The sequence below is a fragment of the Streptomyces sp. 7-21 genome, assembly GCF_016741785.1.
Taxonomy (GTDB): domain Bacteria; phylum Actinomycetota; class Actinomycetes; order Streptomycetales; family Streptomycetaceae; genus Streptomyces.
The window spans coordinates 95486-110356 of sequence record NZ_JAERRL010000016.1; the positions used below are offsets into that span (position 1 = coordinate 95486).

Annotated in this window: 14 protein-coding genes and 1 tRNA gene; all 15 read left to right on the plus strand. The window is 73.8% G+C overall.

Translation table 11 applies throughout. The annotated features are described in order from the left end of the window. Positions 1-48: 48 nt before the first annotated feature. Positions 49-750, plus strand: coding sequence for a helix-turn-helix domain-containing protein (locus JK356_RS18910; protein WP_201869847.1), 702 nt, complete (start codon positions 49-51; stop codon positions 748-750). Between the two features lie 6 nt (positions 751-756). Beyond that, the gene (locus JK356_RS18915; RefSeq protein ID WP_201869848.1) at positions 757-1389 is read left to right on the plus strand and encodes a TetR/AcrR family transcriptional regulator; all 633 of its coding nucleotides are present in this window, start codon (positions 757-759) and stop codon (positions 1387-1389) included. 52 nt (positions 1390-1441) lie between these two features. Beyond that, on the plus strand, positions 1442-2107 hold the full coding sequence (locus JK356_RS18920; protein ID WP_201869849.1) for an HAD family hydrolase: 666 nt from the start codon (positions 1442-1444) through the stop codon (positions 2105-2107). A 221-nt stretch (positions 2108-2328) separates the two neighbouring features. Then, the gene (locus tag JK356_RS18925) at positions 2329-4389 is read left to right on the plus strand and encodes a PEP/pyruvate-binding domain-containing protein (RefSeq protein WP_307815737.1); all 2061 of its coding nucleotides are present in this window, start codon (positions 2329-2331) and stop codon (positions 4387-4389) included. Continuing rightward, entirely contained in the window at positions 4386-5315 is a 930-nt protein-coding gene (locus JK356_RS22255) for a hypothetical protein (protein ID WP_201869851.1), read from the plus strand. The genes JK356_RS18925 and JK356_RS22255 overlap by 4 nt, the downstream gene beginning before the upstream one ends. A 121-nt stretch (positions 5316-5436) precedes the next feature. Next, positions 5437-6177 carry a dual specificity protein phosphatase family protein gene (locus JK356_RS18935; RefSeq protein WP_307815738.1) on the plus strand — a complete coding sequence of 247 codons (741 nt, stop codon included), beginning with the start codon at positions 5437-5439 and terminating at the stop codon, positions 6175-6177. Between the two features lie 121 nt (positions 6178-6298). After that, positions 6299-6757 carry an Rrf2 family transcriptional regulator gene (locus tag JK356_RS18940; RefSeq protein WP_201869852.1) on the plus strand — a complete coding sequence of 153 codons (459 nt, stop codon included), beginning with the start codon at positions 6299-6301 and terminating at the stop codon, positions 6755-6757. A 234-nt stretch (positions 6758-6991) separates the two neighbouring features. Beyond that, complete coding sequence (locus JK356_RS18945; RefSeq protein ID WP_201869853.1) at positions 6992-7969, plus strand: sulfite exporter TauE/SafE family protein; 978 nt, start codon at positions 6992-6994, stop codon at positions 7967-7969. A 35-nt stretch (positions 7970-8004) separates the two neighbouring features. Beyond that, the gene (locus tag JK356_RS18950; RefSeq protein ID WP_201869854.1) at positions 8005-8712 is read left to right on the plus strand and encodes a DUF2267 domain-containing protein; all 708 of its coding nucleotides are present in this window, start codon (positions 8005-8007) and stop codon (positions 8710-8712) included. A 67-nt stretch (positions 8713-8779) separates the two neighbouring features. Beyond that, positions 8780-9826: a glucose 1-dehydrogenase gene (locus JK356_RS18955; RefSeq protein ID WP_201869855.1), complete on the plus strand. Its 1047-nt coding sequence runs from the start codon at positions 8780-8782 to the stop codon at positions 9824-9826. 114 nt (positions 9827-9940) lie between these two features. Then, positions 9941-10747 (plus strand): glycoside hydrolase, encoded by an 807-nt coding sequence (locus JK356_RS18960; protein ID WP_201869856.1) that lies wholly within the window; start codon positions 9941-9943, stop codon positions 10745-10747. Between the two features lie 155 nt (positions 10748-10902). Then, the gene (locus tag JK356_RS18965) at positions 10903-11397 is read left to right on the plus strand and encodes a TIGR02611 family protein (RefSeq protein WP_201869857.1); all 495 of its coding nucleotides are present in this window, start codon (positions 10903-10905) and stop codon (positions 11395-11397) included. A 69-nt stretch (positions 11398-11466) separates the two neighbouring features. Then, a tRNA-Arg gene (locus JK356_RS18970) sits at positions 11467-11542 on the plus strand. A gap of 598 nt (positions 11543-12140) precedes the next feature. Beyond that, positions 12141-12473, plus strand: a complete 333-nt coding sequence (locus JK356_RS18975; protein WP_201869858.1) for a trypco2 family protein — start codon at positions 12141-12143, stop codon at positions 12471-12473. A 568-nt stretch (positions 12474-13041) separates the two neighbouring features. Next, on the plus strand, positions 13042-14871 hold a 1830-nt coding region (locus tag JK356_RS18980; protein ID WP_201869859.1), incomplete at its 3' end, for an ATP-binding protein.

Sequence of the window (14871 nt, forward strand, 5' to 3'; positions counted from 1 at the left end):
GCGCCGGCCGGGCGGCGGGCTCACAGCCCCGCAGCGACGGAGGTGACCATGCGCGGCCAGAGCGAGCCGGGGCCCGGCCCCGCGGCCGGCGGATCCGGCACGAGACCCGGCGATCCGGGAGGCCAGGGCGGCGGCAGCCGCGGTGAAGCGAGCCGCCTCAGCACCGGAAACCGCGCCCGCATCCTGCGCGCGGCGCGCCAGGAACTGGCGGAGCACGGCTACGAGGGCGCGTCGCTGCGCGGCGTCGCCCGCCGGGCCCGCGTCGATCTGCGGCTGGTCCACCACTACTTCGGCCGCAAGAACCACCTCGCGCACGCCGCGACCCAGCCGGCGCGCGCCGCCGGGTCCCGGTTCCGGCACGGCCTGCTGGCGGCCTGGGACGCCGACCCGCTGGGGTGGCGGGCGCTGATCGCCGCCGCGATGACGCACGAGCCCGCGCGTTCCCGGCTGCTGACGCTGCTGGCCCGGCTGCGCGGCGCGTGCCCGCCGGCGCCGGGCCCTCACCAGCCGCAGCTGCGCCGCGCCGCCGCGACCAGCCAGCTGCTGGGGCTGGCGCTGCTGGGCGAGGCGGGGACCCTCGCCGCGACGGGCGAGCCGGGCGGCGGCGCGTACTCCCGCCGCGTGGCGGGCGCGCTCGACGCGTACCTCCATGCCTGCACCGCCAGTCCAGCCAGCATGGCCAGTCCAGCCAGCACTGCCAGCCCTGGCGGCCGGGCCAGCGTCCCGGCCGCGGGCCGGCCCCGGGGGTGAGCGGCGATGGGCCGCCCGGGTAACGCGGCCGTGCCGGGCCGTTCGGACGGGGACGCCACCCGCGTCCGGATCCTGCGCGCGGCCAGGGAGGAGCTGTCGGAGCGGGGCTGCGGCGGCGCCACGGTCCGTGCCATCGCCGCACGCGCGGGCGTCAGCGACGCGCTCGTGTACCACCACTTCGGCTCCCGGGGCGGCGTGCTGTCGGCCGCGCTGCGGGACGCGGCGCGGGTGCTGCGGTCGGCCCCGGCGCCGTCGTCGCCGGCGGACGCGGGCGCGCTGCTGCGGGAGGTGCTGCCGCGCTGGGAGTCGGCGGAGCGGCGCAGCGCCGTACTGGCCGTCATCCGTTCGGCCCTCACCCGCCGGGACGCCGCCCGGCTGCTGCTCGACGGGCTGGTGAGCCCGGAGCGGCTGGGGCTGTGGCCGGGCGGCTTCGCGGGGGAGGCATGGTGTCCGCACGCGATGATGGTCGGCGCGCAGCTCGTCGGCGTGATGACGGCGCGTCACATCATCCGGGTTGAGCCGCTGGCCTCGGCCGCGCTGGACCAGCTCGTCGAGCAGCTCTCCCCCGCGATCGACCGCTACCTCGACGACCACGCCGCGTCGGACTGCCGCGGCGCCCACGCCGGTTCACCCGATTAGGCGACACCGCGCCCGGTTCCGCCGTCCGTGCTCCCGCGGATACGCTGCGTGCATGATTCGGGCAGTGGTGTTCGGCATCGGCGAGTGCCTGATCGACCAGACCCGCGAGTTCGGGGAGTGGGCCGACTGGCTCGGCGTCCCCCGTCACACCTTCGCGGCGCAGTTCGGAGCGGTGGTCGCCCAGGGCCGGGACCACAGCGAGACGTTCCAGGTCTTCCGCCCGGGCTTCGACATAGCCGAGGAGCGCGCCAAGCGTGAAGCCTGCGGCAAGCAAGAGTGGTACGGGGAGAACGACCTCTACCCCGATGTCCGGCTCGCGCTGAAGGAGCTGCGGTCGGCGGGGCTGTGGATAGGCATCGCCGGCAACCACACGGCCCACATCGGCCAGGTGCTGCGGGTGATGTTCGCCGGGCACGTGCACATGGCGGCCACCTCCGGGGACTTCGGCGTGGCCAAGCCGGACCCGCGCTTCTTCGAGCGCATAGTGGCGCACACGGGCTACGAGCCGGAGGAGGTCCTGTACGTCGGTGACCGCCTCGACCACGACGTCATACCGGCGGCCGCGGTAGGGCTGCGGACGGCACTCCTGGCGCGCGGCCCGTGGGGCGTGATCCACCAGCACCATCCCGACGCCCACCGGCTGCCCACGATGCGGCTGACCTCCCTGCGTCAGATCGTCGCCAGGGTGGCCGAGTACAACACCGTGACCGCTGCCTGACCGCCGCCTGCCGCCGTCTGCCGCCGTCTGCCGCCGTATTCTCCGTCCCCCCCCCGCAGCTTCCGTTCTCCCCTGCGTCCTCTCCCCGTCTCGTCCCCCAGGTCCTCCCCGGCCTCTGCCGTTCCCTCGCCCGGCCTTCTCCCGGTGGCGCCCCGCGACGCGGCCCCGAACGCTGAAGAAGCGCTGACGTGAGGGCCGCGGGCAGGAAGGGAGCCGCCACCGTGGGCATCGACGCGGACCGGCTGGTGGTCGTTCCGCTGCGCGACGCCCTGGCCGCTGACCCGGAGGTGGCGGGCGGAAAGGCCGCCGCGCTGGCGGTGGCCGCGGCCGCCGGGCTGCCGGTGCTGCCGGGTTTCGTGCTCGTTCCCGCGCCGCGCGCGCCGGGCCGCCCGGCCGGCGAGGAGCCGCTGCGCCGCGCGTGGCGCGAGCTGGCCACCGGGCAGGACAGCGAGCGGCCCCTGGTGGTGCGGTCCTCGTCCCGGCTAGAAGACACCGGCACCTCCGCCATGGCGGGCAGGTTCGCCTCCGTCCTCGGCGTGACCGGGTGGGAGGACTTCACCGCCGCCGTGCGGACGGTGCTGGAATCGGAGCGGCGCGCCGGGCCCGCGGCGGCCGACACGATGGCGGTGCTGGTGCAGCCGATGCTGCGGGCCGCCGTGGGCGGGGTGCTCTTCGGCGCCGACCCGGTGGCGGGCCGGGAGGACCGCCTGCTGGTCTCCGCGGTGCGGGGCGGCCCGCACCGGCTCGTCAGCGGCCAGGTGCGGGGCACCCACTACGAGCTGTCGCGGCTGGGCCGGGTGCTGTCGGCGGAGCCGGACGGGCGGGGCGGGGAGCTGCCGCTGGGCCGACGGCAGCTGGGGCGGCTCGCCCGGCTGGCGCGGCGGGCCCGGCGGGTCTTCGGCGGCCCGCAGGACATCGAGTTCGGCTTCGGCGCCGACGGGCGGCTGTGGCTGCTCCAGTCCCGGCCGGTCACGGCCATGGCCGCGCGGGCGCCGCGCGGCGCCCGGCTGCTGGGCCCGGGGCCGGTGGCGGAGACGTTCCCCGGCGTGCTCCAGCCGCTGGAGGAGGACCTGTGGCTGGCGCCGATGGCGCACGGCCTGGCGCTGGCGCTCGATCTCGGGGGCGGCGCCCCGCGCCGCGTGCTGCGCACCGTCCCGGCGGTCCGGACGGTGGGCGGCCGGGCCGTGGCCGACCTGCGGCTGCTCGGCGCCGTGCCCGCGCGCCACCCCGTGCTGCACGCGCTGAACCCCCTGCCGGGGACGCGCCGCACGCACGCGGCGTGGCGCATTGGCCGGCTGCGGGCGGCGCTGCCGCTGCTGGCCGTGGATCTCGTCGCCGACGTCGACCGGGAGCTGGCGGCCCTGCCGCCGCCCGGCTCGGTGCCGACGGGCCAGCTGGTGGCGGCGCTGTCGTGGGGCAGGGCGGTGCTGTCGGCGCTGCACGCGCAGGAGTCGCTGGCCGGGGCGCTGCTGCGTCCGGGCGGCACGACGGCCGCCGGGGAGGCGCTGGCGGTGCTGGCCGCGGCGCAAGCCCGGGGCGCGCGCGTCGACGCGGGGCTGATCGCCCGCAACCCGGTGCTGCTCGCGCTGGTGCCGCCGTCGCTGGCCCCGCCGCCGGGCGGGACGGCGGCGGCCCTGCCGCGCCGGACGGGCCCCACCGGAACGCCGCGCGGGGTGGCCGCGCTGCCGGTGCGGGAGGGGCTGCGGCTGCGGATCCGCTGGGTGCAGGAGATGCAGGCGCGGGTGGTGCGGGAGCTGGCGGCCCGGCACGCCGGGGGCGACGTGGCCAGGCTCGCGGTGCTGCGCTGGGAGGAGCTGGCGGCCGGGGCGGGCGGCGCGGACCCGCCGCCGGACGCCGCGGCCCGCGCGCCCCGGCCCCAGTCGCCGCCGCTGCCCGAGGCCTTCCGGCTGGCGGACGACGGGCGCGTGGTGCCCGAGCCGCACGGCCGGCGGCGCCCCGGCGCGGGCCAGGGCGCGGGCGGCGGCTACGGCACCGGCACCGCCTGGCACGGCGAGGGCCCGCGGCCCGGCGACGCGGTGCTGGTGGTGCGGGCGCTGGACCCGCAGCTGGCCGCCGAACTGCCGGGGCTGGCCGGGCTGGTGTCGGAGACCGGCAGCGTGCTGTCGCACCTGGCGGTGCTGGCGCGCGAGTACCGGGTCCCGGCGGCGGTGGGCGTCGCGGACGCGCTGGAGCGTTTCCCGCCCGGCACGCGGCTGGGCGTGGACGGCGCGACGGGCCAGGTGGCGGCCGAGGACGAGCCGCGGGCGGAGCGCGCTCCGTGAGGTACGCGGGCTGGCTGGGCTGGGCGGCCGGGTGGGCGACGGCGCTGGCGGCGGCCGGGTACGTCGTCGTCTACCTCTACCGCTGGGAGTGGCAGCGGGCGCTGCTCAGCGGCGTGCTGCTGCTGGTGGTCGAGGTGCTGCTGGTGGCCGCGCTCGTGCTGTCCCGGCTGGGGGCGCTGCGGCGGCGGCTGGGCACGGCGGAGGCGCGGACCGAGGAGCTGCTGCGGCGGGTGGAGGAGGGCGGCGGGCCGGACGGTGACGTGCGGGGCGGGCGGGGCGCGTTCCGGTGGCTGGACGAGGGCGGTGGCCGGTCGTTCGTGTTCGTGCCGGTGCTGGTGGCGACGGGCGCGGTGCTCTCCGGCCTGGCCCTGGTGATCCGCTGGCTGGCGGGCGCGACGGTGCGGCCGGGGGCGGACCGGCGGCTGGCGGGGCGGCTGGCGGCGCTGACGGCGCCCGAGGGCGGCATCGCGGGCGGGGCGCGGCTGGAGGACAGGCCGGCCGTGCCCCCGGCGCGTCCGGGCCGGGTGGCGGCGGGCGCCGTGGGCGCGCTGGCGGCGGGGGCGCTGCTGCTGGCGGCCGTCGATCTGCTGGCCGACGTGACGCAGACCCGTCCGGGCCAGACTCCCGACGCCGAGGCGACGGTCGTGGTCTTCCGGGTGGAGGTGCGTTCCGGGGGCAGTGACGGGGACGGGCCCGGGGCTGGGGACGTCGCGCAGGCGGCGCGGGAGCTGTGGCAGGGCTGCGTCAGGTCCACGTCGGTGGTGCGCCAGGAGACCTCGCTCTCCGGCCTCGGCGGCGGGGTGTTCTCCGGCGCGCTGCGGCCCGCGCTGCCCCGGCACGACGTGCTGCGGCTGCGGGGGTGCCTCGCGGACGCCAGCGCGGGGCGGGCCCTGGCGGAGGTGCTGGGCGAGGCCCAGGTCCGCTGACCGGGCACCCGGATGATCTGTGCGCTTGACCACACCAGGGTGCGAAACGCTCCCAGGGTGCGGCGGCCGGTGACTACGGTGCCCGGAACGTCCCCCCACCTGCCGAGGAGCCTTGCCGCTCGTGACGTCCCGGATTTCCCTCCCGCAGTCCCCCGCTCAGTCCGCCGGTGCGGCGCCCCCGCCGCGCCCCGCCCGTCCGCTGGCCGCCGGAGTGCGCCGCCTGTTCTCCCGCCGCTGGGCGAAGTGGCTCGGGCTGGCCGCCGCCGGCTACCTGGCCCTGTGGCTGTGCTCGGTCCTCGGCATGCTCGGCCTGTCGGCCTGGGCCGGGCAGCACCACCCGACCGGCAGCCAGGTCGCCGGCATCAACAACTTCCTGCGGGTCGACGACCGCCTGCTGCGCGGCGCGGCCCCGGGCCCGGAGGGCTACCGCGAGCTGGCGGAGCGCGGCGTGACCACCGTCGTCGACCTGCGCGCCGAGGACCTTCCGGCGCGGGAGCTGGCCGAGCCGCGGCAGGCGGGCCTCGACGCGGTGCGGCTGCCCATCCGCGACGGCCAGACCCCCACCGACGCGCAGGTGGACCGGCTGCTGCGCGCGGTGGACGAGGCCGAGGGCGACGTCTTCGTGCACTGCGGCGCGGGCGTGGGCCGGACCGGCTCGATCACGTCGGCCTACCTGCTGCGGACCGGCCAGGCCGGCTCCCTTGAGGCGGCGGCGCGCACGCTGGCCGTCGGCCCGCCGTCGATCGAGCAGGTCTACTACGTGCTCACGGCCGGCGAGCAGGACGCGGACCAGCCGCCCGCGGCGGTCTCCGCGGTCAGCCGCCTGCTGGACGCGCCCCGCCGCATCGCCTCGTATCTGTGACCGCCTGGCGAGGCCACGGCGGCGTGCGGCGCCCCGGTGTCCGCCGGGGCCCGTGCGCTGCCTGGGACGTTGTCGCACTCCTGCCTCGAAGCAGCGCAGGTCCAGCACGGATAATGGGCATATGCGGGTTTCGGCGAGAGCAGATTATGCGGTGCGTGCGGCGCTGGAGCTGGCGGCCGCCCCGGAGGGCGAGCCGGTCAAGGCTGAGGCGATCGCCGAAGCCCAGGGGATTCCCCACAAGTTCCTCGAAAGCATCCTGGGCGACATGCGGCGCGCCCGGATCGTTGTGAGCCAGCGCGGCGGCAACGGCGGCTACCGGCTGGCCGCGCCGCCGGAGTCCATCAGCGTCGCTGACGTCATCCGGGCCGTGGACGGCCCGCTGGTGTCGGTGCGCGGGGCGCGCCCGCCCGAGCTGTCCTACACCGGCCCCGCCGAGTCGCTGCTGCCGATCTGGGTCGCGGTGCGGGCCAACGTGCGGAAGATCCTCGGTGAGGTCTCGCTCGCCGACGTGGCGTCGGCCCGGCTGCCCGCGGCCGTGCACACGCTGGCGGAGCATCCCGACGCCTGGACCAACCCGTAGCGGCCCGCTGACACGCGCCGGCCTCTGCCCCGGCCTGGCATATGCCAGCGCCATAGGGCGCCGCCGGCACGACCGGAGAGGGGCGCGGCACGCGGCGGAGCCCCCCTCTTCACGCCCCTTCACGCCTCTCCCTCACGGTGTCCAAGTGGCGAAACACCCTTGACCAAAGCACCACTGCGAGTGTTTCCCTAGAAAGCCGGTAGGAAACGTAGGGAAGACCGGACAGGGGCCCCCATGAAGACACTCATCGTGCTGGCGTTGGCCGGCCTTGGCGCACAGCTTGTCGATGGCGCCCTGGGCATGGCCTACGGGGTGACGTCGACCACCCTCCTGCTGGCAGCCGGCACCAATCCGGCCTCTGCCTCCGCCACCGTCCACCTCGCCGAGATCGGCACCACCTTCGTCTCCGGCGTCTCCCACTGGCGCTTCGGCAACGTCGACTGGAAGGTCGTCCTCAAGGTCGGCGTCCCCGGCGCCATCGGCGCGTTCCTCGGCGCCAACGTGCTGTCGAACCTGTCGACCGAGGTCGCCGAGCCCGTGATGGCGCTCATCCTCCTCACCCTGGGCCTCTACGTCTTCCTGCGCTTCACCTTCACCGGGCTGCCGAAGGCCAACCTCGGCAAGCCGCTGCGCAAGCGGTTCCTCTCCCCGCTCGGCCTCGTCGCGGGCTTCGTCGACGCCACGGGCGGCGGCGGCTGGGGGCCGGTCGGCACGCCCGCCATCCTCGCCAGCGGCCGGATGGAGCCCCGCAAGGTCATCGGCTCCATCGACACCAGCGAGTTCCTGATCGCCGTCGCGGCCAGCGTCGGCTTCCTCACCGGGCTCAGCGACGAGGGCGTGAACGCCTCCTGGGCCGTGGCCCTGCTGATCGGCGGCGTGATCGCCGCCCCCATCGCCGCCTGGCTGGTGCGGCACGTCCCGCCGCGCGTCCTCGGCTCGGCCGTCGGCGGCCTGATCATCCTGACCAACGCCCGCACGCTGATGCTCAGCGACTGGCTCCAGTGGGGCGACGGCGCCCGGCTCGTGGTGTACGTCTTCCTCTACGCCGTCTGGGCCGCCGCGCTCACCTACGCGATCCGGGCCCACCTGCTCGAGACCCGCACCGGGACCGCCCCGTCCGCACAGTCCGCGCAGTCCGCCGTGTCCGGCGGGGAGCCCACGGAGCCCACCGGTGAGGACGAGCGGCGGGAGGCCCTGGAGCCCGGCGCCTGACGTTTCGCCCGGGGACCCGCGGGAACCCGGGCGCCGTGCTCACACACGAACGCCTGGTGGAGACGGTCGCCTCCCGGGCCCGCCTGGGAGACGCCGACGAAGCCACCCACGTCGCGCGGACCGTTCTGGCCGACCTGGCCCTGCGCCTGAGCATGCCGGAACGCCGCCGCCTGCGGCAGGCGCTGCCGCCGGCCGACCGCGACGCCGCCTACGCGACCGTCCCGCCGCGGCACGACGGCCCCACCGAGTTCTTCCGGGACCTCGGCGCGCACCTGCGGATCCCGCCGGAGCGCGCCCGCTACCTGGCCGCCACCGTCCTGTCCACGCTCGGACGCAGCGACCCGCACCTGGCGGAGTACCTCGCGGGCCACCTGCCCGAGGGCTTCTCCGAGCTGTTCGCCGGGCCCGCTCCGGACCCGGCGCGGCGCCACCCCGGCACCTCGCCGCCCGCGCCGCTGACCGCCTCCGAGCTGCGCAAGGCGCTGCGCGCCCGCCCCGAGTGGTCGGGCAGCACCCACCACATCGAACGCACGGTGCGCCTGCCGCCTGACCGGGTGCACCCCCTGCTGCACCGGATCGCGCTGGCGACGCGCGGCATCCCCGGCCGCGTCGAGCACCACGTCTCCGGCGGCCAGATCACGTTCACCCTCCGCACCCGCGGCGCCGGGGCCGTCACCGACAACGACCTGCGCCTCGCCGACGCCATCGACGCGGCCGTCGACTCCTTCGGCTCCGGCGGCTGACCCGGCGGCCCGGGCGCCACGCGGGGCGCCGAGACCCGCGAGTTCCGACGAAAGGGCCCACAGCAGCATGCGCGCGCTCACCGTCCGCCCCCAGCACCCCGGCTCACTCGCCGTCGAGGACGTGCCCGAGCCCTCCCCGCAGGAGGGCGACCTGCTCGTCGAGGGCATCGCCGTCGGCGTGTGCGCCACCGACCGCGAGATCGCCGCCGGCGGCTACGGCTGGGCGCCGGACGGCACCGACCGCCTGGTGCTGGGCCACGAGTCGTTCGGCCGGGTCCGCGAGGCCCCCGACGGCAGCGGCTTCGAACCCGGCGACCTGGTGGCCGGGGTGGTGCGGCGGCCCGACCCGGTGCCGTGCGGGGCGTGCGCGCGCATGGAGTTCGACATGTGCCGCAACGGCCGCTACACCGAGCGCGGCATCAAGCAGCGCGACGGCTACGCGAGCGAACTGTGGCGGGTGGAGCCGGGATACGCGGTGCGGCTGGCCGACAGCCTGGCCCGCACCGGCATGCTGCTGGAGCCCGCCACCATCGTGGCCAAGGCGTGGGAGCAGATCGAACGGGTCGGCGAACGCTCCTACTTCGCGCCCCGCCGCGTGCTGGTGACGGGCGCGGGCCCGATCGGCCTGCTGGCCGCCCAGCTCAGCATCCAGCGCGGCCTGGAGACGCACGTGCTCGACCGCGTGCCCGAGGGGCAGAAGCCCGCGCTGGTCCGGGCCATCGGCGCCGCCTACCACGCCGACGACCCCGGTGAGGTGACCCGGCACCTCGCCCCGGACATCGTCATCGAGGCCACCGGCTCCCCCGAGGTCGTCGTCAGCGTGCTGCGCGGGAACGCCGCCTACGGCATCGTCTGCCTCACCGGCGTCTCGCCCGAGGGACGCCGCCTGACGATCGACGCGGGCGGCCTCAACCGGGAGATCGTCCTGCAGAACGACGCCATCCTCGGCTCGGTCAACGCCAACTTGCGGCACTACCACAAGGCCGCCGACGCGCTGGCCAAGGCCGACAACGACTGGCTGGAGAGCCTGCTGACCCGCCGCGTCCCGCTGGAGCGCGCCGCCGAGGCGTTCACCAAGACCGAGGACGACATCAAGACCGTCATCGACCTCTGACGGCCCGCCCGGCCGGCACGCCCCGCGCATATTGACATGAACGCGACGTGACCCAATGCTGTGGGCGCCACCCGTCACCGCCTGCCTGCCGCACCGGGTCACGGAGGTCACCGCATGCCCGCACACCCCCGCCGCCGCACGCTGCTCACCGGGGCAGCGGCCACCGCAGCCGCCGCAGCCTTACCGCTCGCCCAGCCCCGCCCGGCCCGCGCGGCCGCCTGGGAGACGGTCCTCGACGGCTCCTTCGCGAGCTACGAGACGCTGGAAGCCAGCTGGAACTACCTCTACCCGTGGGGCTCCGACCACAACGGCACCGCCCGCATGTACGGCAGCCCCACCGATCACCACCACGTCTACCTCGAGAACGGCGTGCTGGTCCTGAAAGCCACCCGCATCGACTGGGACGAGGGCAACAGCTCGGCCGACCCCTACCTGCCCATCCGCTACCACTCGGGCGCGATGCACGCCAAGCACCAGGTGCTGGTCAGCGACCAGTTCCCCGACTACGAGATCAAGGGCGAGTTCCAGGCGCCGAGTTCCCCCGGCACCTGGCCCGCGTTCTGGCTCACCGGCGTCAGCAGCTGGCCGCCGGAGAGCGACATCCTGGAGGGCGACAACGAGAACTGGTTCAACACCTTCCGGACCGCCTCGGACGTGTCGACGACCCGCGTGCCCGTCCCGTCCCCCGGCTCCTGGCACTCCTACCGCGTCTGGATCACCAAGACCAGCGGCAGCGACGTGGACATCCACTACTACCTGGACGACCAGTGGCAGGCGGTCCACCATGGCGCGGGCTTCGCCGGCCAGCCGCTGTGGGTCATCTGCAACCTCCAGATGGAGGGATCGTCCGGCGGCTCCGGACCCACCACCGACACCTACTACCGGGCACGCAACATCTACATCGGCCGCACCAGAGCCTGAGGCGGAGCAGGACCCCCGGGGCAGGCGCCCGTCCTCCTGTCCGTTCCGCCGCGGTGGTGTGCGACCGCAACCGGACACGGCTTAGGCTCGTCCTCCCGGGCGGGCCGCCGACGGGCGGCGGTTGGATTACGGCATCACCAGGGGGTTGACCACACGTGACGCACCAGACGGCGACGCAGAGCCACGAGCCGGACGCTGGCCTCCCTCCGGTCGCCACTCCCCAGGCCGCGCCCGCCGCGGCCGCGTCTGCCGCCACGCCCGGGAAGACGGCGGACGACAAGCCCAGGGGCTCCCGGGCACCGGCGTTCATCCGCCGTTCCCGTGCGCTGCACCTCGGCTGGCAGGCCGGCGTCTTCGTGGTCGGCCTCTGCGTCGTCATCGCGGGCATCATCATGCTGCCGCTGCCCGGGCCCGGCTGGCTGGTGATCTTCGCCGGCATGGCGATATGGGGGACGGAGTTCGTCTGGGCGCAGGTCGTCCTCCGCTGGACCAAGCGCAAGGTCGCCGAGGCCACCCAGCGCGCCCTCGACCCGCGCGTCCGCCGCCGCAACCTCATCCTGACCGTGATCGGCCTCATCATCTGCGGCGCCCTGCTCGCCGTCTACCTGTGGCAGTACGGCTTCGTCATGCCCTGGGAGATCAGCCGCTGACCCCCGCGGCCCGGCGATCCGCTAACCTGTCCTGAGTCGCCCCACGGGCGACCGGCCCGTACGGGCCCTGCCTCCGTAGCTCAGGGGATAGAGCACCGCTCTCCTAAAGCGGGTGTCGCAGGTTCGAATCCTGCCGGGGGCACCAGCGCAAAGGGCCAGCCAGAAGGGTCTCCCTCCCGGGCTGGCCCTTCACCGTGATCGCTGCCGTGCCACGCGCGTGCCACAAGCCCCACTGCGCGTGCGCACCACTTCGCGCCTTGCGGATCACCGAGCAGCTCGCGTCCCGCTCGCTGCGCGTGGCCTGGCCCCTTTCGGGCCTGCGCTCCGTCTCCGCCCCGCTCCAGCCCGGGCGGCGCCCGTGCCGCGCGCTGAGACGGTCAGCCGCTTGCCGCGGAAGGACAGATCGTGGCCGGATCGGTCGGCGCCATGACGTCAGCCAGTCACTTGGGCGCGAGCTTTGCAGGTCATGGCCCCGACGCCGGACTGCACCGAAGATCCACTGCCTGCCCGACGCGCGAGAAGCTCACGGGCCAGCGCCAAACAGCCTCTGGCCAAGCGCTCCGCCGACCTCGACACTTCGGCCACTTACTCGATCACATGCGGTCGATTTCAGACAATATTCGAGCTGAAATCGACTGTTGCGTGCGCTGCAGGCGTTGCAGGAACTCCTCCTGTGGTACAGGCCGTCTGCATCAGTACGCAGTCCAGCGAAAGTCGGGCACTTAGCCAGACAGGGGGTTGCCGTGGCTGAGGAGATCGGTATTGCAGAGGCTGTGGAGCGGCTACGGACGGAGCTGGTGGCCGCCGCCGAGGGAGACAAATCCGGTGTGACGTTTGAGGTGGGGCCGGTCGAGCTGGAGTTCTCTGTAGAGATGAGGAGGGAGGGGAAGGGTAAGGCTGGTGTCAAGGTGTGGGTTGTATCGGCTGATACGGAGGCGGGGATGTCGAAGGCATCGGTGCATCGGGTGAAGCTGGTGCTGACACCGAAGGATGCCAGGACCGGAGATCCCTACGAAGTGAGCGCACGTCAACCCGACGATACAGGCGAGTTGCTGGGGTCTCAGTTCGGCGAATGATCGCGGGTTTGTGTGCCGGAGCGCTCGCACGGGCCGAAGTGAATGGCAGAGGGGGAGACTGCGAGAAGTGAACAGGTCGCGGGTGGCGCTGGTTCGATCCGGCGGCGAACGCGGTTCGGGGTATGCCCTGGGAAGCCGACTGGTCTTGACGGCGGCACACGTGCTCAAGGACCACCAGCAGGTCACGGTGCAACTGCTGGGGCGTACGGGGTCCGTGCCGTGCACGGTGGTCTGGCACCGGTATGAGCCTGGTCCGCGCCTATGGGACGCCGCCCTGCTGCTGGCGGAGCAAGATCTGTTCAGCGAGCGAGTGCCCGGTGTGCGGTGGGGGCGACTGGCGACCACGCTGCTCTGTCCCGCACAGGCCGTGGGCTACCCGCTTGTCGGTCAGGCGGGAGCGAATGTGGCGTCGTTCACGCAGGTACCCGGGCATGTGATGCCGGAAAGCGGCCGGGACAGGGACCGATATGTCATGGACTGCCACCAAAGGGCTGGAACCTACCAAGGCTCCCCGCCATGGGAAGCCCTGTCGGGTGCCCCTTTGTGGTGCAGCAGCAAAGAAGGAACAATGCTGCTCACCGGCGTGGTGGTAGGGGCTCCCCCCAGCCGGGACCACTCACAGCTGGAAGCCCTTCCCGTCTACATGCTGGCGTCGGACCCGGTCGTGCGGCAGCTGGTCGAGGAGCACACCGGCCAGGAAATGCAGCTGGAACCGGCGGACCTGCAACACCTGACCGACTGGAGCACCATCCCGCGTACACCACATTCTCCGGCCGATCTGCTGCGCCCGGAGCAGGCGGTGGTGTCCTTCATGGGCCGCGAGAGCCTGCTGGAGGAGCTGACCGACTGGTGCCAGTCGTCACTCGAACAAGCACAAGACACCCACGAAGGCGGGGCGGCTGGTGTGTGGAGGTGGGGGCAGCGGCCGGTGCAGGCTCGTCTGCTGACTGGAGCGGGTGGTGCGGGCAAGAGCCGGCTGGCCGCCGAACTGGCTACCCGCATGGCACACCAGAACTGGATCACCCTTCGCCTGACTGCCGATACGACGGTGCCGCTGGATGCCCTGTCGCAGGTGCACCGACCGCTGCTGGTCATCGTCGACTACGCCGAAACACGCGTCGAGCAGCTACTGGCCTTGATGCAAGCAGTCGACCACGATCAAACCACCACCCCAGTACGCGTGTTGGCTTTGGCCCGCGCCGCGGGGGACTGGTGGACCCGGGTCATCGAGCATCCGCACAGTCTGGCTTTGTCCACTGCTGCCGTTACTCCGATGCCGGCGCTGCACCACTCCGTCCAGGACCGTCACAGGGCCTACCAGCAGGCTCTGCGTGACTTCGCTACGCGCTTGCGTCACCTGGGCTGGCTCTCGCCCGACGTCGACTTGGCAGCTTTGCTGTCTGCGCTTACCGCCCCAGACGCGATGCCTGCCCTGGCGGAAGCTGAGTTCGACACGCCCCTGTCGGTGCAGATGGCCGCTCTCCTCGCCCTCCTTGACGCCACCCAAGGTTCCAGCGTCTCCCACCAAGCCGCACCATTGGAAGGTCGTCTGCTGGGACATGAACGCAAGTACTGGGACGAGACCGCCAGTGCACCCGGACGGGGACTGAACGGGGAGCGCAGTGGAAGCGAGACGCGTGAACTCGCGGTCGCCCTGGCCTGCCTGGTGCCCGCGTCCGACCGTGACCACGCCAGACAACTGCTCGCCCAGCTTCCCGGTCTGGGTGACGAAAGTGCAGCCGCTGTGCGTGGTGCATTGACGACGTGGCTGGGTGATCTTTATCCGCTACCGGCAGGCTCCGTGTGGGGCAGCCTCCAACCCGACCGTATCGCCGAGTACCACATCGGCACCCAGCTCAGCCGTGAACCTGCCCTATTCACCGGCATCCTGTCCACCCTCTCTGGCACATCTGCTGAGCAGGCCCTGACCGTGCTGGCCCGCACCGCCCAGCATCCCCGCCATCACGAGTCAGTGAACGCCATCCTGCGTGACGCCCTGATCGCTGCCCCGAACGCGCTGGGACCGGCCGCTCTCACCACAGCCACCCGCACCGCCCACCCCTCGCCCTTGATCGCTGCCCTCACTCACCTGACCCGCACTACGCAGGACATCACTCTGCTGCACCACCTAAGCGACCAGCTACCAGACTTCACCCTGGCCCTTAGCGAGTGGGCCGCCGACCTCACCACAAGCCTGGTTGAATACCACGACACACACGGACCCAACCTGCCCGACCTCGCCATGTCGCTGAACAACCAATCCGTCCGCCTGGCGGATGCGGGTCGGCGCGAGGAAGCCCTGAAAGCCATCACCCGCGCCGTCGACACCTACCAAACCCTCGCACAGCAACAACCCGACGCCTTCCTACCCAACCTCGCTGCCGCGCTGAACAACCAA